Raw genomic sequence first — 19,397 nt, forward strand, 5'->3', positions numbered from 1 at the left:
GATATGGTATATAAAAGGAGGGATTAGCACTCCTGATGAATGAGTGCTAACACGAAGTGTCGGACAAGCCGACTACGGAGCCCGATTACATAGTTCCACTATTGAGAGGAGAGCGCATTCATGGTTATGAAGCAATTCCAGGCGGAATCCAAACGACTGCTGGAGATGATGATTAATTCGATTTATACGCAAAAGGAGATTTTCTTGCGGGAGCTGATCTCAAACGCGAGTGATGCCATCGACAAAATTTATTACAAAGCGTTGACGGACGACAGCCTTGTTTTCAATAAAGAAGATTATTTCATTAAAGTGACGGCAGATAAGTCCGCTCGTACGTTGACTCTGACGGATACCGGCATCGGCATGACGCAGGAGGAGCTCGAGAATAACCTCGGCGTTATCGCGAAGAGCGGATCGCTGGCGTTTAAGCAGCAGAACGAAGCAAAGGATGGCCATAACATTATCGGTCAGTTCGGCGTAGGCTTCTACTCCGCATTTATGGTGGCCGACGAAGTAAAAGTAACGACAAGGGCGCTTGGCAGCGACCAGGCATACCAATGGGTCTCCGAAGGCGCCGACGGTTATGTGATTACGCCAGCTGAGAAAGCTTCAGTCGGTACCGAAATCGTGCTTCGCATCAAGGAGAATACGGAGGACGAGCAATACGACGAGTTCCTGGAGCAGTATCGTCTGCGCGCGATTATTAAAAAATATTCCGACTTTATCCGTTATCCGATCAAGATGGATATGACAAGCCAGCGTCCGAAGGAAGGCAGCGAGGGCGAGTTCGAGGAAACGATTGAAGAGCAAACGCTCAACAGCATGGTGCCGATCTGGCGCCGGAACAAAAACGAGCTGACGGACGAGGATTACGCCGCATTTTATGCGGAGAAACGTTACGGCTTCGACAAGCCGCTTAAGCATGTTCACATCAGCGCCGACGGAGCCGTCGTGTACAACGCGATTCTGTACATTCCGGAGAACGCGCCGTTCGATTATTACACGAAGGAATATGCCAAAGGGCTTGAGCTGTACTCCAATGGCGTTCTGATCATGGACAAATGCGCCGATCTGCTGCCGGATTACTTCAGCTTCGTTAAGGGGATGGTCGACTCCGAGGACCTGTCGCTCAACATCTCCCGCGAGCTGCTGCAGCATGACCGCCAGTTGAAGCTGATCGCGAAGAACATCAAGAACAAAATCAAAAGCCTGCTTCAAGGGATGCAGAAGGATGATCGCGACAACTACGAGAAGTTCTACAAAGCGTTCGGCCGTCAGCTGAAGTTCGGCGTTTACAACGATTACGGTATGAACAAAGCCGATCTGCAAGAGCTGCTGCTATTCCACTCCTCCAAGGAGAACAAGCTGGTCAGCCTTGAAGAATACGTATCCCGCATGCCGGAGGATCAGAAGTACATCTATTACGCGGCCGGCGAATCGATCGCGCGGATCGAAAAGCTCCCGCAAATCGAAGTCGTGCTGGAGAAAGGTTACGAAATTCTGTATCTGACGGACGACATCGACGAGTTCGCGATCAAAATGATCATGAACTTCAAGGAGAAAGAGTTCCGCTCCATCTCCAGCGGCGATCTTGGTTTCGAGCAGGACGAAAAGGATAAGGAGTCCGAAAAGGAAGCGGACACGAACAAGGAATTGTTCGACAGCATGCAAGAGCTGCTCTCCGGCAAAGTGAAGTCCGTCAAAGCTTCCAAACGTTTGAGAAGTCATCCCGTTTGCCTCTCCGCTGAAGGAGAGCTCTCCATTGAGATGGAGAAAATCCTTAAAGCGATGCCGGACAGCGGCGACGTGAAAGCGGACAAGGTTCTGGAAATTAATGTTAACCACGACGTATTCCAATCGCTTAAGAACGCACACGGCTCTGACAAAGAGAAGTTTAATTTGTATACGCAGCTGCTGTACAACCAAGCTCTGTTGATCGAAGGACTTCCACTCCAGGATCCAGTGGAATTTACGAACGATATTTGTAAAGTGATGGTGTAACATCGCGGAGACTCGCACTAACATCATAAATAGGGCTCGCTTGAAGCATCGAAGGCACTAAAGCGGGTCCACAAAACAAAAAGAGCTCATTTTCTACGAAACTAAAGTAGGAGATGAGCTCTTTTCTCGAAGAAGCAGCATATGCCGAAAAGACCATTTCCCCGGCAATAATTGTCGTTAGGCGGCGCTGCGCTTAGCTGCAGGAATCGGCTTTCTGTTGCCAATTCGCAGTTGCACGATCATCATCACGATGGCGATGGCGGCGAGTCCCGCGAAGGCGAGCGCGAAGCCGCCGGTTGCGTCATGCGTCCAGCCGACAAGAATCGGTCCCATCGCGCCGATCACATATCCGCCGGATTGGTTTAAGGCAGACCAGGAGCTCGCGGATTCCGCGTCGGAGGTTTCCTCGATCGGCAGCATCAGCGCGATCGGGAACAGTCCCCCGGCGCCAAGACCAAGCAAGATCGTGGAGAACCAAGGGTTGCCGGACATAGCGAGCGTAGCCAAACCAATCAGCTCCAGCGATCCGCAGGCGAGCAGCCATACCAGCCTTCGCGGGAACCGGGACATGAGGAACGGAATAAGCAGGCTGACCGGTATTTGGATGAACGTAAACAAGGTCAACATGGCTCCCGCGAAACCGGCGTCGTAACCCATGCTTTCCACGGTGGGGGCCAGCCATGCAGTGATGGAATAAAATTCGAAGGCCATCAGGCCAAAATAGAGCGTGAGCAGCCACGCGCGTTTATTGCGTATTGGCAGCTTAATGCTGCCAGACGATGATGGCTGGGATACGAGGCCAATACGATTCTTCCTGGTCAGATAGATCCATAAAGGCAGAGCGATGAAAGCAAATAAAGCCCATATTGCGGCAGACGATTGCCAGGACCCTTCGAAAGCGGTTTGCAAAGGTACGGAAAGTCCGGCGCTGACTGCGGCGCCAACGACGAGCGCCATGGAATAGATGCCGACGATGGAGGAAGCTTTGTCGGCGAAGTTTTTTTTGATAAAGCCGGATAGAAGCGGACCGGCAACCGCGATTCCGATGCCCGCAGCAAACGCGCTGGCAAGCAGGATGCCGGACGAAAAGGCAAAGTAGCGGGCGGCCGTGGCGATTCCGATGAGCGTCACCGCGATCATGATCGTGCGCTCCAATCCCCACTTCCGGCTCCAGATAACGGCGGTTGGCGCGAACAAGCCCATGCACAGAACCGGAATGGAGGTGAGCAAGCTTGCGATCGTGCCGCTAATGCCAAGCGCTTGCCGAATCGTCTCCAGCATGGGAGCGAGGGAGGTAATGGCTGGCCTCAAATTAAGGGAAGCGAGAAATAACGCTAGAAGAAGCAATGTTGTTTTGCGCATGATGGCGGTCCTCCTGTATTCATTCATTGTGGAATATGATCTAGTGTATTGCGATAGGACCGATTAATCAATACAATGAAAACTATGATGATGATAAGTTTTGACAATGATCGAGGGGGATGACGATGGAGTTTCGTCAGCTGGAATATTTCCTGGCGGTCTGCGAGGAATTGCACGTGACGAAAGCGGCGGAGAAGCTGGGCGTATCCCAGCCGACGCTAAGCTTGCAAATCCGCGCCTTGGAAAATGAATTCGGGGTAACGTTATTCGATCGGATCGGCAAACGAATCGCCCTCACCGAAGCGGGGAGAATGCTGAGAGAGCAGGGCGGAGACATCTTGCGAAGGATGCAATATGCAAGAGACTCCATCCACGATCTGAGAAGTTTTCGGCTGGGAACGGTATCCGTCGGCGTCCTGCCTTCGGATTTGGATTACCGGATCACCCAGCTCCTGATCGAATATTATCAAGAGTACCCTCAAGTCAAGCTTAGCATAACGCCATCGATTGAAATCGAGCAGCTTGTCCTGACCGGACAGGCGGATATCGGCGTCGGGCTTATGCCCGTGAAGGATGAGCGGCTCGTAACGATTCCGGTTTGTACGGAGGAATACGGATTAGTGGTATCGGAGCATCATCCATTGGCAGATCGCCATTCGATTGCTTTTGCGGAGCTGGAGGAGGTCGGCATGGTAATGTACCCGATCGGCGCGATTGGAAGAACGCTCGTAGACGTGACCTTTAAGTCGCACGGCTTCGTCATGAAAACGATTATGGAGACGGGTTCGGTCACATCCATCCTGCAGCTTGTAAAAGCCAATATCGGCGCGACCGTGCAGCCCATTGCCCTGATCGAAAGCATAAACGATCCCGCGTTCCGGTGTATAAAGATCGAAGGCGGAGCGCCTGAGAGGCATCTCTGCGTCATCTATCAATCGGACCGTTATTTAGGTCAAGCGGCCAAATTGTTCATTCAGAAAACGATTGCTTATTTTGGTGGTCCAAAAGAGTGAGAGCTATTGAATCGGGGTTTTTGGCTTGTTATAATGGTTCGCAAAAATAGCTAAGAAATCGAGGCGGGCAGTAATGACGGACAATAAATATTGGGTGCCAGCAATCGAGAGAGCAGATCGTGTGCTGCGACTCGTGGCGGAGCATCCGGGCAAGCTGCGGCTTATGGAGTTATCCAAACGAACAGACATTAATAAGAGTTCGATGTTTTCTGTGCTTAACACGCTCGAGAAATTAAATTGGATTCGTAAAGACAAAGACGATACGTATTGGCTGGGCACAGCGATGGGTGCATTCGTGAGCGGATACGTTCAATATCATGATCTAATCGACGTCTTTCATATAGAAGCGGCGTTAACGAAAACCGTCATCGAGGAGACGGTACAACTGGCGGAGCTTGCAGGCACAGAGGTTCTGTATTTGGCCAAAGAAGAGTATCCCGGTCCCGTTAAGCTGATGTCCGAGCCGGGCATGCGGTTGCCGGCACACTCGACGGCGCTGGGCAAAGTGCTTTTAGCCGCAAGATCTCCCGGGCAGGTAGCGGAGCTGTATAGCGCCTATGCCTGGCAACAAAAAATGACTCCGAATACGATCGCCGATCTCGACACGTTGGAGAAGGCTCTGGCAATCGTAAGAGAACAAAGGTACGCCGAGGATTTGGAGGAAGCGGTACAAGGTTTCTGCTGCGTCGCTGTTCCGATTACACGAGGCGGACAAGTGGTTTCTGCCGTCAGTTGTTCGATGCTCAAGCATCGGTGGGAGACTAAAGGGGCCAAAGTGCTTAAAGAACTTAAGCAATTATCGGCTAGATTATCGTTTTGACAGTAGACCCATATAGACGGGCGTTTTAGGCCTTTGCCCGGATGCGGCTAAAGTACGCGTTAGCCCGGTAGCGGATAAACCTGCATCAGCAGGCGTTTGCCCGTTGCCTCAAAGGCTGAGGGTAGGGATTCTTGGATTGCGAAGGCAGAAGGTCATTCGCGCAAAAGGAAGCGGCAAGCATGATCAATAGGTTATAAACGGCATTAGCGCGGCGAGCACGGCGAGCACGGCGTTCAAATTGATCTTTGCGGTTGGCGTCGTCAAGAGTCGGACAGGCGCTATGCAAGCAAGCAAAGAACGCCCATTGCTCCAGTTGCATTGCTTCAATTGCGAGGGACGGAAATGAGGGGGCTTATTTGAGGAATTCTGCCCTTATTTTAATGCCTAATGGAACTGAGGGCCGTTATTCGCCTGTTTTACTGGTGATTCCATTTAAATTGAAAGCAATAAAGGCGCTCAGTTCCGCTATGGATCAAAAAGCCCTCTTTTCCGACGAATAACGTCTCTCAGTTCCACAAGCTTCCACCGGCTTTCCAAGTTCCTCTGCGAATAATAATGTCTCTCATTTCCCCAAGCTCTTATTCTGGTCTTTCACAGTCCTCTGACGGCCCCAGCAGTCCTCCCATATTCAATTGATACGTTCGAAATCTTATGTTTCCGCCAACGACTGTTATTTGTTGCCCCTCGACTAAACGATGAAGCAACATTCGCGCATAACGGTCAGTAATTCGAAGATGTTCGGCGAGTTCATTCGGTGTAAACGGCCTGAGCTTCCGTCGCGCGAATCGTACCGTTTCCGCTTCCAGGCCATTTAACCCGGCATCCACATTGATTGATAGGAACTTGCCAACGAACGATAATAGTAACTGCTTGCAAAACTCTGGTTCATCACGGATAGATAAATATGCGACCGGCAAATAGACCCAATCATCGAGCGATAACAAACTTTGTCGTTGACATAAGTCTTTAAATCGACGTGTATCCAAATCTCTGGCGTGGGATCGATAATCCTGTATTTCAATACTGCCCTTGGCACCGCTCCGCAAAAAGGCAAAGTCAAGATAACGGTAGCCGTTATTAAAATCACGGACCTCCCATTCGGGATATAAATGATCGAAATTACCGACAACGGGATACCAGATCAGCCGGAGCATCTCAAAGGATCCATGACTGAGTCCTTTCTGTAATAATTCTTTTCTACGATGGTTTTTCTCCTGATAAATCTGCTTCTGCAACCATAATTCGTATTCTTTTTTAAACACAAACCCATCCTCCCACTATTAAGTGACGTATTCTCCCGTTTTCTCGCTTAAACATAAAAATGCCGCTTCGATACACTTAAGTATCAAAGCGGCATGTGCTTCACGACCGTTGGCCTTAGTATAGCATTGACATTTGTTCAGATTCAAGAGAGAGACTTATACGGAGAGGGTCTTATAGGGATTCGCTCAACCTACTGATCTACGAGGCAGCCGTTTGGAACGGCTTCTTTTTTATTGTGGAATCGGAATGACTGTGTTACTATTTTATTATATAAAACAAGGTTTATTATAATAAACAAAAAGGAGATGAGAAGGTTATCATGAGCATAATGGGACATCGATTGCAGCATAAAACGGCGTTGATTACAGGTGCGGGATCCGGGATCGGCAAGTGTTCCGCAATCGCCTTTGCCATGCAAGGCGCGACGGTCATTGTTAACGATCTGGATGAAGGCAAGGGAGAAGAGACGGTTGAGGAGATTCGGGCCGCCGGAGGCTCGGCATCGTTGATCGTTGCGGACGTGACGGATCCGTCCTCGGTAGAAACGATGGTCGAACAAGCGATCGAGCGTCACGGCCAAATCGACGTGTTGTTTAATAATGCGGGCATTAGCGGAGTGGGCGCCCTGCACGAAGTGGAGCCGGATGCCTGGGACCGAGTCATGAGAGTCAACATAAGAGGCGTATATCTCCCGAGCAAGTATGTACTACCCTCCATGATGCAGCGCAGGTCCGGAGTCATTATCAATATGTCTTCTTGCGTGGCGGAGATTGGACTGGCAAAACGCGCTTCTTATTCGGCAACCAAAGGGGCGGTGCTGGCGCTAACGAAATCGATGCAAGTGGATTATGCGTCTTATGGCATCCGCGTTAACGCTTTGCTTCCGGGCACGATTTTGACACCATTTGTCGAGAATTACCTCAAGCAATCGTATGACGATCCCGAAGCGGCTATTGAGTCTCTCAAAAAACGTCAATTAAGCGGCGAGATGGGGCGGCCCGAGGATGTGGCGCACGCAGCAGTATTCCTGGCCTCCGAGGAGTCAAAGTTTATGATGGGTTCGCCGCTTTATATCGACGGCGGTGCCGTATTTGGCAAAGATGCTTAGCGATAGCAAAACACAATCACAACTTGACAAGGGAGCGAATGGATAATGAAACTGTTAACCTTTTTCGAGGATCAGACGTATAAGCTTGGCGTACATAGCGGGGAAGGAGAGGGAATATTGGACATAGCCGCGGCACTGGGCAACGTATCAGGCACGGACGTAGAAGACGGAGTACCTGTCACGCTGCAGGCGGTTATCGAAGGCGGTGCGAATGCAATGGATAAGCTTCGGACCTTTGTCGAGATTGCTCTCCGCGCGGACAACCGTTTTGCTTATATTCGCCCGGAGTCGACCCTTACGCTTGGACCTTGCGTAACGCATCCTAACAAAATGATTTGCGTCGGACTCAATTACCGCAAACACGCGGAGGAAACAGGCGCAGAGATTCCGACTTATCCCGTCCTTTTTAATAAATTCAGCAATACGCTGGCAAGTCAAGGAGATGAGATTCCGCTGCCGAAGGTATCAAGCGAGGTCGACTACGAGGCGGAGCTGGTAATCGTGATTGGCAAACAGGCCAAAAACGTGGCCAAGGAAGACGCGTTGTCCTATGTGCTTGGTTATTGCAACGTCAACGATCTGTCCGCCAGGGATCTGCAGTTCCGTACGTCGCAATGGCTGACGGGTAAATCCTGTGACAAATTTTCGCCGCTCGGTCCTTATCTGGTAACGGCGGACGAAGTCGGCGATCCTAATCAGTTGGAGATCAAATGCATCGTTAACGGAGAGGTTCGCCAAGCCTCCAACACTTCAGACATGATTTTTTATTGCGATGAGATTGTCAGTTATATCTCGCAGCTTATGACACTGGTGCCAGGGGATGTCATCTTGACGGGTACGCCTGAAGGTGTTGTGCTTGGCAAGCCAGTCGATGAGCGGGTTTATTTGCAGCCAGGCGACGTCGTGACGATCGAGATCGAAAAGCTGGGTTCGCTAACGAATACAATGGTAGCTGAAATCGAGCAATGATCGCGGCGCCTGTAATCCGAGAAAATCGGGTTACATTCTGAAGGGAAGCGCCAATGCGAGCTGCACCCCGAGAAAATCGGGGTGCAGCTTCACTTTGTGGCGGAAATGATGAGGAACATCGGTCGACGCAGCTCGTCCCGCATGCCGGGGATGTCCAGCTTATCCTCTGCCGGCTTCGGTTCCGCGACAGCCGTCACGACGAAGCCGGCTTGGATGACCGCGTTTATATAAGTTGCCAGAGTCCGGTGGTATTTCACGACGTTATCGGTCAGGAACGAGGTGACACGTTGTCCTTCCGACTGATAGTTATCCAGCGGCCAATACAGCGCCTTGCCATCCTCTCCATACACCCAGCTTTGCTCTGAACGGGCGGTGAAGACGGGATGTTCGACGGAGAAGAGGAACGTCCCTCCAGGTTTCATGCAATTGTAGATTTTCTCGCAGATTGCTCCAAAGTCCTCTACGTAATGAAAAGCCAGAGAGCTGATGACAACGTCGAAGCGATCTGGCGGGAACACGATATCCTCGACAGGCAGCCTCATATATTGTATGCCTGTTCCTTGGGCCAACGTTGAAGCCTTCTCCAGCATTTTCGCCGAAATATCAAGGCCGGTTACGTCGTTTGCGCCTTGCTCATGCGCGTACAAGCAATGCCAACCATAGCCGCAGCCCAGATCCAGCACGCTTCGGTCACGAAGCTCGGGAATTAGCGTTCGCAACACATGCCATTCTCCGGCGCCCTCCAAACCTTTCAAAGACCGCTCCATCTTGCCATAGGCATCAAAAAATTCCGCTTCGTCGTATTTGTTTTGTTTCATTAATATGGCCTCCTTCATTACTAATGGGAAGTTCGAGACATGCTAGAGAATGGATTTGAGCGACGGCGAATGTTCCTGCAGCTTAAACTCCGGCACCGGCTCAAGCCTAGCCAATCATATGCGATTTTCTGTATTCGGACGGCGTGCATTTCATACGGCTCCGGAACACCTTTACGAAGTAGCTGATATGATCGAAGCCGACGTCCATGGCGACAGCCGCGATCTTGGCGTCAGGCTGGAGCAGCAGCTCGGCCGCCTTTTTGATTCGGTAGCCGTTCAAGTATTCGACGGGAGTTTGATGGGTCATGCTTTTGAAGAAGCGGCTGAACTGACCTTCGCTCATCGGAATCTGCTCGGCCAGCTCGGCGATTCGGATCGGTCGGCCGAAATGTTCCTGCATATAGCCGATGACGGCCTTGAGCCGTTCCAGCTTAATTTGAAGTTGTGCGTTGCCCCCGTGGTCGCTTCGGCTAACGAGCTGCTCCGAGGATGCGAATTGGTGCAGCATCAAATATAACAGCCCTTTCGCCGCGGCTTCGTATCCCGTCTGCTGTCTCTCGCTTGCGTCGATCAAGCCGGACAAGTAACCCAGTGCGGCATCGCTCCAGTCCGTCCCCGGCTTCAGATGGCGTGGGAAGGTGCGGGACTTGTCCCGCAGCGGAACGACGTAACGCTCCTGCACGGCATCGATCGCCGCGCTCGCCAACAGCTCCGTATCGAAGACGACTGCGCAATACGAGCACGGGGAATCCCCAAGCGCATGACCGGCATGTATATCCCCGCCGTCGATGTAGACGGCCTCGCCCGCCCGGACGGGAAAGTAGTCCGTCCCGACCTGAAACAGTACTTCTCCCTCCAGCATATAGAACCATTCCGCTTCCGCATGCCAATGACATTCCAGCACCGGTTCTCCGGGGGGGATGGGACCGATGCGGTATGCCGCCAGAGGGAACGCTACCGTTCCGTGCAGGCGATTCTCCTTGAGCGATTCCTTCTGCGAACGATCCATTATTCATCCCCTCCCATGCATCAGAATCGTGCTATAAACAGGCATAATTCTGTTAGATGAAACGCTTACCAGTCAGTATACTGCAAGTATAACATAATTCCATTTTATTATTTGTAGAGGAAATGATGCAACTTCAAGACTTGTGAACAACAGATTAAAAAATCTATGTCCGATAGGCGATTTAGTGGCAGAACGCTTAGTTTCGCCTAACTTCGGGTCTCGCGAAAGGAATCGGCAATGGCAGCGAAGCTTCGATTGCTATCGTGGGTATCGGGAACTTGCAATAAACGATTGTTCATCAAAATAAAGGCGGTGCTTTACACATGAAATTTACAGACGGCAACTGGATGATACGCAAAGGGTATGAGGTGCTAAGCGCGGTGCAGGCGCACGACTTCGAGAAATCGGAGGGACAATTGACGGCCTACGCGTCGCCCCGGCCCATTCTGTCGCGTTCCAACATGTTGGATACAATGCTGCTGACGGTCCAGTTCCACTCGCCGATCGAAGGCGTTATCGGGGTTAAGCTGATTAACCATGCGGGCGTGGTGGAACGCGGTCCCGCATTCGAGCTGGCAAGCGACGGCAGCCACGCGGTCATCGAGGAGACGGACGAAGCGGCAACGCTGACGACGGGCAATCTTAGCGTGCGCATTAGCAAGGGAGACACATGGCGCGTTGATTTTTACCGCGGCGGCGAGCGGTTGACGGGCAGCGCCCAGAAGTCCATGGCCTACATCAAAGCCGAAGGCGAAGGCAAGACGTACGTGCGCGAAGAGCTTGATCTGGGCGTTGGCGAATGGGTATACGGACTTGGCGAGCGTTTCACCTCGTTCGTAAAAAACGGCCAAACGGTCGATCTGTGGAACAAGGACGGCGGCACAAGCTCGGAGCAATCCTACAAAAACATTCCTTTTTACCTGACGAACAAAGGGTACGGCGTGTTCATCAACCATCCGGAGCTCGTTTCGCTTGAGGTTGCGTCGGAAAAGGTGAAGAAGGTGCAATTCAGCGTCGAAGGCGAATCGCTGAGCTACTTTATCGTAGACGGGCCAAGCATGAAGGAAGTGCTGGGCCGCTATACCGACTTGACGGGTAAGCCGGCTCTGCCGCCTGCATGGTCATTCGGCCTCTGGTTGACGACGTCGTTTACGACCAACTATGACGAATCGACGGTTATGTCCTTTGTCGAGGGCATGGCGGAGCGCGATCTGCCGCTTCACGTCTTCCACTTCGACTGCTTCTGGATGAGAGAGTTCCACTGGACGGACTTTCAATGGGACGAACGCGTTTTCCCCGATCCCGTCGGTATGCTGAAGCGTTTGAAGGAGAAGGGACTCAAGATATGCGTATGGATCAATCCGTACATCGCCCAGCGCTCCAGACTGTTCAAAGAGGGCAAAGAAAACGGCTATTTGGTGAAACGTCCAAACGGCGACGTCTGGCAATGGGATATGTGGCAGCCGGGCATGGCGCTGGTCGACTTCACGAATCCGGCAGCCTGCGAGTGGTACGCCTCCTACCTGCGCGAACTGGTGGACATGGGCGTGGACAGCTTCAAGACGGATTTCGGCGAGCGGATTCCGACCGATGTCGTCTACCACGACGGTTCCGATCCGTTTAAAATGCACAACTACTACACGTACCTTTATAACGAAGTGGTATTCGACGTTTTGGTGGATAAGCTCGGCCAAGGCGAAGCGGCGTTGTTCGCGAGATCGGCTACGGCGGGCGGGCAGAAGTTCCCGGTTCACTGGGGCGGGGACTGCTATGCGGATTACGAGTCCATGGCCGAAAGCTTGCGCGGCGGTCTTTCCCTCGGTTTGTCCGGATTCGGCTTCTGGAGTCACGACATCGGCGGCTTCGAGAGCACGGCGCCGGCGCATGTGTTTAAACGCTGGTTAGCCTTCGGATTGCTCTCCAGCCACAGCAGGCTGCATGGCAGCAGATCGTACCGGGTGCCATGGGCGTACGACACGGAAGCGGTGGACGTGACGAGATTTTTCACTAGGCTCAAGTGCTCGCTCATGCCTTACCTGTTCCGCACGGCCGTGCAGGCAAAGGAAGAAGGCGTGCCGTCCATGCGCGCGATGGTGCTGGAATTCCCCGAGGATCCAAGCTGCGAGACGATCGACCGCCAATATATGCTTGGCGACAGCCTGCTCGTTGCGCCGATCTTTAACGAAGAAGGACGGGTCACGTATTATTTGCCGCAAGGCACTTGGACGCATCTGCTTACGGGCGAGACGGTGCAAGGCGGCTCGTGGCGCAAGGAGACCCATGACTTTATGAGCCTGCCGCTATTCGTAAGGCCGAATACGCTTCTCGCGATCGGCGCGAACGACAACGTGCCGGACTACGAATATGCGGATGGCGTGAAGTTAAAGTTGTTCGCTCTGGAAGACGGCAAGTCGGCAACCGCGACCGTGCACGATACGAAGGGCGGCGTCTCGCTAAGCGCCGTTGCAACGCGCAATGGCAATGAAGTCACCGTTAAGGTGGAGCGTTCGGCGGGCCATACGTTCGCGTTCGAAATCGCGGGCCAAGAAGGAAGCAAGGTAGAAGTGCCGGCGGGCGGCGCGAGCGAGAGCTTCGCAGTCACGCTGAAGGGCTAGTCTTAGCCTTGGCAGACGGAAGCAACAAGGATAACCCCGCCGTTCTTGGGCGGAGAAGTATATCGCGATTGTAACGGACCGCAGGGACGTTATTGGTCGGTTGAAGCGCGCATAAGCGTTAAATCGAGGCAATAGCGGCTGTGTTGTCCGTTTTTTTTCGATAAGAATAGCGTAATCGTTTCCGTGCTGGCCATGTCTAATTTCCATATGATTTTATGTGGAATGAAAGCGGTATTGCGGTTGGTCGACGTTCGTTATGATGGACTGTAAGGGAAGTTGGACGGAGGTGGTGAAGGCGATGAAATTGTGGCATAACGAGCCGGCAGCGGATTGGAACGAGGCGCTGCCGATCGGCAACGGCAGACTGGGCGCGTTGGCATTCGGCGGTATCGGGACGGAGCGGCTGGATCAGCTTCGAACAGCTGGACGCGGAGGCACTTTCCGGGACGCGGGTGTTTGCCGGTCGAGTTCTCGTTGGTGCTATAGGCGGGAAAGCGGAGCCATCACGGTTATGCTAGAATGGAGGAAATATTAGCCGGCATGGCGGCAAGGAGACGATAGCAGCATGTTCATTGAATTTGTCAGGCGGCTTGCGAACCGTACAAATGATATTCGAATCAAGCCCAAGCTGATCGTCTCCTTCATTCTGGTCGTGTTCGTCCCGGTTCTTATCGTAGGCGTATTTCTGACTCTGGCGTTTCGCCAAAATGTGCTGGATCAAGCCACGCAGCAAGTAGGCAGCAACGTCGACAGGGTGAAGTCGCAGATTGCGAACATCGTCCGCATGCCGCTTGAAGTTTCGGATAATCTGCTCAGCGACGCTCGGTTGATGAACGTCGTTAATACGCAGTATGCTTCAACGTATTCGGTTGTAGAAGCATACCGGGAATACAGAGACATCCGCGATTCCGTCAAGCTGTATAACGAAATTCATAATATCCGCTTCTATTATACGAACCCGACGATGCTGGACAACTGGGAATTCCTCCGAATCACGCCGGAGAAGACGCGCGAACCTTGGTTCCATCAAGCGATGACCGAAGACGGCATCCGCTGGCAATACGTCGAGGACGAGACCAAGGGCAATCAGAAATATCTCAGTCTGGTGCGCAAAGTCAATTTTCCGCTATATCGGACAAGCGGAGTGCTCGTCATCACGATCGACCCCGAGGTGCTGGGCAGCATGATGCGTCAGGAAGCGTTCGACACCATGATCATCGAGGACAATGGCTACATCGTAGCGGCGAAGGACGGCGCGCTTGTCGGCAAGAACATCAATGACGCGACCTTTAACAGTCCCATAGCAGGCAAATCGGAGGGGACCTATGAATTCCGATATGACGGCAAACCTTCCCGCGTCGTGATCGAGAAGCTTATCCCGACTTCGAGCCGGAACGGACTGCGGGTCGTCTCCGTGTTCGCCGTGGACAGCATTGTCGGCGGAGCGAACCGGATCAGCTTGCTTGGGCTGGCCATCATGTTAGTCAGTCTCGCTGTTGCATGGGGGCTTATCTATTTGACCTCAACGTTAATCTCCAAGCGAATGCTGCTCCTTCACAAGGATCTCAACAAGGTGGCGATGGGCGACTTAAACGTCATCTCCTCCGTCAGCGGCAACGACGAGATCGGCATGTTGTCCCGTCAATTTAATAACATGGTCGTCAGCATCAGAGGATTAATGGACGAGGTTGCGGATTCCGAAAGCCAGAAGGCGCAGCTGCTGCTCCGCCAACGGGAGATCAAGCTCAAGATGATGGCGAGCCAGATCAATCCGCACTTCTTGTTCAACGCGTTGGAATCCATCCGGATGAAGGCTCATATGAACGGCCAAAAGGAAATCTCCGTCGTCGTTCGGATGCTCGGCAAGATGATTCGGCAAAACTTGGAGGTCGGCAATCGACGCATTGCGATCCGCGACGAAATCGAGGTCGTGCGGTGTTACCTGGAAATTCAGAAATTCCGTTACGGTGGCGACCGGCTTTCCTTCCTGCTGGATGTCGATGAAAGCTGCGCTTCGGTGGAGCTTCCGCCGCTCGTTATTCAACCGCTTGTCGAGAATGCCGTCGTGCATGGTCTCGACCATGTCGAGCAAGGCGGCTTCGTATCCGTCCGCGTCTATCGGAACGAGGAGGGCGTCGGGATCGAGATCAAGGACAACGGCTCCGGCATCGACGAGGAGCGGATGGGGAGCATTCTTCGTTCGTTCGACGATATGGAAGAAGAAGAACAATATCGGATTGGCCTTCGCAACGTACATCAACGGTTAATCATGATTTATGGCGAATCATTCGGGTTGCGAATAGAAAGCGTTCTTGGCGAGGGAACGTTTATTACGTTCAATATTCCGACGGGGGGATTACGTCATGCATAAGGTAATGATCGTGGACGACGAACCGATGATCCGGCAAGGACTGCAAACCTTGATCGAATGGGAGCGTCTTGGCTTCGAGATTGCGGGGACGGCCGCCAACGGCAAGGATGCCATCGAGCAGCATGCCTTGCTGCGCCCGGATCTGATTCTGATTGATATCCGAATGCCGGTCATGGACGGTCTGAGGGCCATCGAAGGCATCCGGCAAAGCGATCCCGATTGCCGCATTCTTATTTTAAGCGGCTATGCGGACTTTAATTATGCCAAGCAAGCTATCGTTCACGGCGTCAGCGGTTATGTCGTCAAGCCGATTGACGAGGACGAGCTGGAGAGCTATGTCGAGCGCGCCTCGCAGGAACTGGGCTTGCGCAAGGATGTCGGCTCGGGCCTGAGCGAACGTAATGCGTCGCTGCTTCGGGAAGAGCTGCTTCAAGGCTTGGCGGAGGGCAAGGCGCAGTTAGATTTCGATATTCCCAGCCTGTTCGGGTCGGAAGCTTCGCTTGCGGGCAGCCGTCTGTTGCTGATCGAGTTATATAGTCGGGAGCATTCTCTCACGATGAAGGCGGTAGCGAAGAAAAAGCTGACGGAGCTGATCGAGGAGCGGGGGCTGGGCTGGGTATTTTCGACGGAACCGTATATCGGTCTGCTGCTCAAGAACGGTCCATGGCTGCGCGGCGACATGACCCCGATAAGAGAGACGCTGGAGGAAACATGCGGCGACCGGATTCGGTACACGGCTGTAGCGGGACCTCCTATGAAGGCGTTAACCCAATTGCCCGGCGCAAGCAGCGAGGCGAAGGCACGGCTCAGGCGCCGCTTCTTGCTTGGTAGCGGAAAAATCTACAATTCGCAGGCATCGGACGAGAACGGGGCGAAGGCTAAACGCGAGCCGCTAAGCATCGAGGAGATGGCGCAAGTCTTATTTTACAGAGTAGATCTCGGCAATGGACACGACGTGCTGCAGCAGGTCGACGAGTTCGCGGAGGAGCTTGTCCGGCTGGGCGATTCCGAGCAGACGCTCAAAAGCAATTGGGCGCAGCTGCTGACGCTTATGCTGAACAAAGCCGCAGCCTTCCACCCACAGCTGTCGTTGAAGGACGATCTCTATATGGTAACGAGGCTGTACTTGGCCCACCACTACGAAGAAATGCTGGATGAGCTTAAGACGCGGCTGACGGATTTAACCGCCAAGATCGGAGGCACAGACAGCAGCGGCACCATGAAGCGGGTTACTGACTTTATCGAGCGCCATTACAGCGAGCCGCTTCGGCTGGAGACGCTTGCCGAGCTATTTAATTACAACAGCGGATATCTCGGCAAGCTGTTCAAAAGCCACACGGGCGAAAGCTTTAACACCTACCTCGACAAGGTGCGCATCGAGCAGGCCATCAAGCTGCTGCGCGAAGGCCACAAGGTGCATCAGGTCGCGGAGCGCGTAGGTTATGCCAATGTCGATTATTTCCATGCGAAGTTTAAGAAGTATAAAGGCGTGTCCCCCTCGTCATTCAAGAGCGGGGCGGAAAAGTAGTTTGCTTCGGTCGGGAGCGGAACGATAAACCGTCGTTGTACCGTGCTGAGGCTATGGTGCACTCGGATTAGAAAAATGCTGCCGCCGGCCCAGGAACCCTTTCCTGGCGGGAACTCTGGTGAGCTCGATGTCGGAAGCTAGCGTCCAAATCCGCGTGCCGAATCCGGCGCCACGTCTGTCAGTACCCGTCCGAGAAATCCGCGAACCGATTAAAAGCCTCCAGACCACTCCTAGTGTGGTTTTGGAGGCTTTTTGTATGCGAGAGTTGCCAGCGTCATCATCCAGTCGGATCTTTCGAGGTCTGCGTCTTGAGTTGGGATCTGTAACGGAAGCATCGCCGATTTTGATATGATTTTATGACCGATATGGACGGTGTCGGGGGATGTGTATTTTCCGTTAAGATTAGGACAACAACAAAAGCAGGTCGCATGGCGTCAGCAGAGGAGGAAACATGCCAGATGAAAACAATGCCGTCCACGGAACACGGCCGCTCGTCGGCAGTCAATAAGCGTAAGCGTTTTCTCGGGAGGATGATCGAGCACCGGTACTTGTACCTGATGTCGCTTCCTTTCGTAGCGTGGATCATCGTGTTCAGTTACGTCCCGATCTGGGGCTGGCTGATGGCGTTCCAGAACTACAAGCCGAGATTCTCGATCCTGAATCAGAAATGGGTCGGCCTCGATAATTTCATCGAATTGTTCACCGACGAAAGGTTCTATCTCGTATTGCGGAACACGCTCGGCATGAGCATTATGGGGCTGATCGTCAGCTTCACGGTTCCCATCATCTTCGCCCTGTTCATTAACGAAATCAAGAATCAATTCTTTAAGCGTTCGATCCAAACGATCTCTTATCTGCCTCACTTCGTTTCATGGGTCGTCGTCTCCGGTATGGTGTACAAGATGTTATCGACAGATGGCGGCGCGGTCAACCAACTGCTGATGGCGCTTCACATCATCGACGCGCCCATCCAGTTCATGGCCAAGGGCGAGTGGTTCTGGGGCATCGTCACGGCATCGGATGCTTGGAAAGAGACGGGCTGGAACTCCATCATCTTTCTGGCGGCCATGGCGGGCATCGATCAAGAGCAATACGAGGCGGCGACGGTGGACGGAGCGGGACGCTTCCGCAAAATGTGGCACATCACGCTGCCCGGCATCCGGACAACTTTCATGGTACTGTTCATCCTCTCGATCGGCCATCTGATCAGCATCGGCTTCGAGAAGCAGTTCTTGCTGGGGAACCCGCTCGTCAGCAATTATTCCGAGGTATTGGAGTTATACGCGTTGAACTACGGCATCAATCTCAGCCGCTACTCCTACGGTACGGCCATTGGCATCTTCAACTCCGTCGTCAGCATCATCCTCGTGTTTGCGGCGAATTACATTTACAAACGCATTACCAAAGAATCGGTGATTTAAGGAGGCCTTTGCATGAATGTTTCACAACGCAGATACGGCGACAAATTGTTCGACATCGGCCTCTATTGTCTAATGGTCATTGCGGGTATCGTCACGCTTTATCCGTTCCTTAACGTTCTCGCTATCTCGTTCAACAACTCGGTCGATACGGTGCGCGGAGGCATTACCATCTTCCCTCGGGAATTCACGCTGGACAACTACGCGACGATCTTCGCGTTCGACGGATTGCTCACGGGCTTCAAAAACTCCGTCCTGCGGACCGTCATCGGCACGATCGTCGGCGTCCTGTCGGCTTCCATGATGGCTTACACGCTGAGCCGCCGCGACTTCCAAGCAAGAAAGTGGATGTCCGTCCTGTTCGCGATGACGATGTACTTCTCCGGCGGCCTGATTCCGGGCTATATGCTGATGAGACATCTGGGCTTAATCGGTACCTTCGAGGTATATATCATTCCGGCTATCCTGAGCGTATGGAACGTGTTCGTTGTCCGCTCCTATATCGATAACCTGCCTATCGCCTTGCAGGAATCGGCCAAAATCGACGGCGCAAACGATTGGACCATCTTCTGGCGGATCATCCTGCCGCTATGCCAGCCGGTGCTGGCGACGATCGCTTTGTTCGTGGCGGTGGGACACTGGAACGCTTGGTTCGATACCTACCTCTTCAATAACATGAAGGCGGAAAATACGACCTTGCAGTACGAACTTATGAAGGTGCTGCAGTCGACGCAATCGGGCAACAACTACCGCGATCCGAACGCGCAGCAAGCTATCGCTTCGGTATCCCCGGAATCCATCAAGATGGCGATCACCATCGTCGTCACGGTTCCGATCCTGCTCGTCTATCCGTTCCTGCAACGTTACTTCGTCAAAGGCATGACTCTAGGCGCGGTCAAAAGTTAATGTTGTGAGGATAGAAGGTTTGAAGGTTTAAAGGCTTAAGGTTTAAAGGTTTGAAGTTCAAATGAAGTTAAAAAGTTTGCTTTTCAGCACCGAGAAGGTTGGGCGAAGCCGAGATCCGAGGAACGGAGCTTAGCAGCGCTAAGTGAGTACCGGAGGAGCCGGCTGAGTTCAAGATTCGACGCCGAATAAGCATCCA

At 52.8% G+C, this 19,397-nt stretch carries 14 protein-coding genes and 1 pseudogene; 11 read left to right on the plus strand and 4 right to left on the minus strand.

Annotation, left to right across the window (positions count from 1 at the left end; genetic code table 11):
- Positions 1–120: 120 nt before the first annotated feature.
- Entirely contained in the window at positions 121–2,001 is a 1,881-nt protein-coding gene (gene htpG / locus B1748_RS00755; RefSeq protein ID WP_087565951.1) for a molecular chaperone HtpG, read from the plus strand.
- Positions 2,002–2,178: 177 nt separating this feature from the next.
- On the opposite strand, the gene B1748_RS00760 is transcribed toward htpG, so the two are convergent.
- Entirely contained in the window at positions 2,179–3,363 is a 1,185-nt protein-coding gene (locus B1748_RS00760) for an MFS transporter (protein ID WP_087565952.1), read from the minus strand.
- A gap of 125 nt (positions 3,364–3,488) precedes the next feature.
- Between B1748_RS00760 and B1748_RS00765 the strand changes: the two genes are divergently transcribed.
- Both B1748_RS00765 and B1748_RS00770 read left to right on the plus strand, forming a co-directional pair.
- A complete protein-coding gene (locus B1748_RS00765; RefSeq protein ID WP_087565953.1) occupies positions 3,489–4,376 on the plus strand; it encodes a LysR family transcriptional regulator in 888 nt (295 codons plus the stop codon).
- A gap of 73 nt (positions 4,377–4,449) precedes the next feature.
- Positions 4,450–5,196 (plus strand): IclR family transcriptional regulator, encoded by a 747-nt coding sequence (locus B1748_RS00770; RefSeq protein WP_087565954.1) that lies wholly within the window; start codon positions 4,450–4,452, stop codon positions 5,194–5,196.
- 578 nt (positions 5,197–5,774) lie between these two features.
- Here B1748_RS00770 and B1748_RS00775 read toward each other — a convergent pair.
- On the minus strand, positions 5,775–6,458 hold the full coding sequence (locus B1748_RS00775) for a transcriptional regulator (protein WP_087565955.1): 684 nt from the start codon (positions 6,456–6,458) through the stop codon (positions 5,775–5,777).
- A 320-nt stretch (positions 6,459–6,778) separates the two neighbouring features.
- On the opposite strand from B1748_RS00775, the gene B1748_RS00780 reads away from it, so the two are divergent.
- The gene (locus B1748_RS00780; protein WP_256975459.1) at positions 6,779–7,567 is read left to right on the plus strand and encodes an SDR family NAD(P)-dependent oxidoreductase; all 789 of its coding nucleotides are present in this window, start codon (positions 6,779–6,781) and stop codon (positions 7,565–7,567) included.
- Between the two features lie 45 nt (positions 7,568–7,612).
- Positions 7,613–8,536, plus strand: a complete 924-nt coding sequence (locus B1748_RS00785; protein WP_087565956.1) for a fumarylacetoacetate hydrolase family protein — start codon at positions 7,613–7,615, stop codon at positions 8,534–8,536.
- An 89-nt stretch (positions 8,537–8,625) separates the two neighbouring features.
- Here B1748_RS00785 and B1748_RS00790 read toward each other — a convergent pair whose 3' ends face one another.
- A complete protein-coding gene (locus B1748_RS00790; RefSeq protein ID WP_087565957.1) occupies positions 8,626–9,354 on the minus strand; it encodes a class I SAM-dependent methyltransferase in 729 nt (242 codons plus the stop codon).
- 106 nt (positions 9,355–9,460) lie between these two features.
- A complete protein-coding gene (locus B1748_RS00795) occupies positions 9,461–10,363 on the minus strand; it encodes an AraC family transcriptional regulator (protein WP_087565958.1) in 903 nt (300 codons plus the stop codon).
- 323 nt (positions 10,364–10,686) lie between these two features.
- Between B1748_RS00795 and yicI the strand changes: the two genes are divergently transcribed.
- The 6 genes and pseudogenes from yicI to B1748_RS00825 all read left to right on the plus strand — a co-directional run bounded on the left by yicI (position 10,687) and on the right by B1748_RS00825 (position 19,201).
- The gene (gene yicI / locus B1748_RS00800; RefSeq protein ID WP_087565959.1) at positions 10,687–12,978 is read left to right on the plus strand and encodes an alpha-xylosidase; all 2,292 of its coding nucleotides are present in this window, start codon (positions 10,687–10,689) and stop codon (positions 12,976–12,978) included.
- Between the two features lie 298 nt (positions 12,979–13,276).
- Positions 13,277–13,384, plus strand: a pseudogene (locus B1748_RS37885) (glycoside hydrolase N-terminal domain-containing protein); the annotation flags it as partial.
- 159 nt (positions 13,385–13,543) lie between these two features.
- Entirely contained in the window at positions 13,544–15,349 is a 1,806-nt protein-coding gene (locus B1748_RS00810) for a sensor histidine kinase (RefSeq protein ID WP_087565961.1), read from the plus strand.
- Positions 15,342–16,877, plus strand: coding sequence for a response regulator transcription factor (locus tag B1748_RS00815; RefSeq protein ID WP_087565962.1), 1,536 nt, complete (start codon positions 15,342–15,344; stop codon positions 16,875–16,877). The genes B1748_RS00810 and B1748_RS00815 overlap by 8 nt, the downstream gene beginning before the upstream one ends.
- A 530-nt stretch (positions 16,878–17,407) precedes the next feature.
- Positions 17,408–18,298: an ABC transporter permease gene (locus B1748_RS00820; RefSeq protein ID WP_373271239.1), complete on the plus strand. Its 891-nt coding sequence runs from the start codon at positions 17,408–17,410 to the stop codon at positions 18,296–18,298.
- 72 nt (positions 18,299–18,370) lie between these two features.
- Positions 18,371–19,201 (plus strand): carbohydrate ABC transporter permease, encoded by an 831-nt coding sequence (locus B1748_RS00825; protein ID WP_373271240.1) that lies wholly within the window; start codon positions 18,371–18,373, stop codon positions 19,199–19,201.
- The last annotated feature ends 196 nt before the right edge of the window (positions 19,202–19,397 follow it).

It is taken from the genome of Paenibacillus sp. MY03 (assembly GCF_002165585.1).
GTDB lineage: Bacteria > Bacillota > Bacilli > Paenibacillales > Paenibacillaceae > Pristimantibacillus > Pristimantibacillus agaridevorans.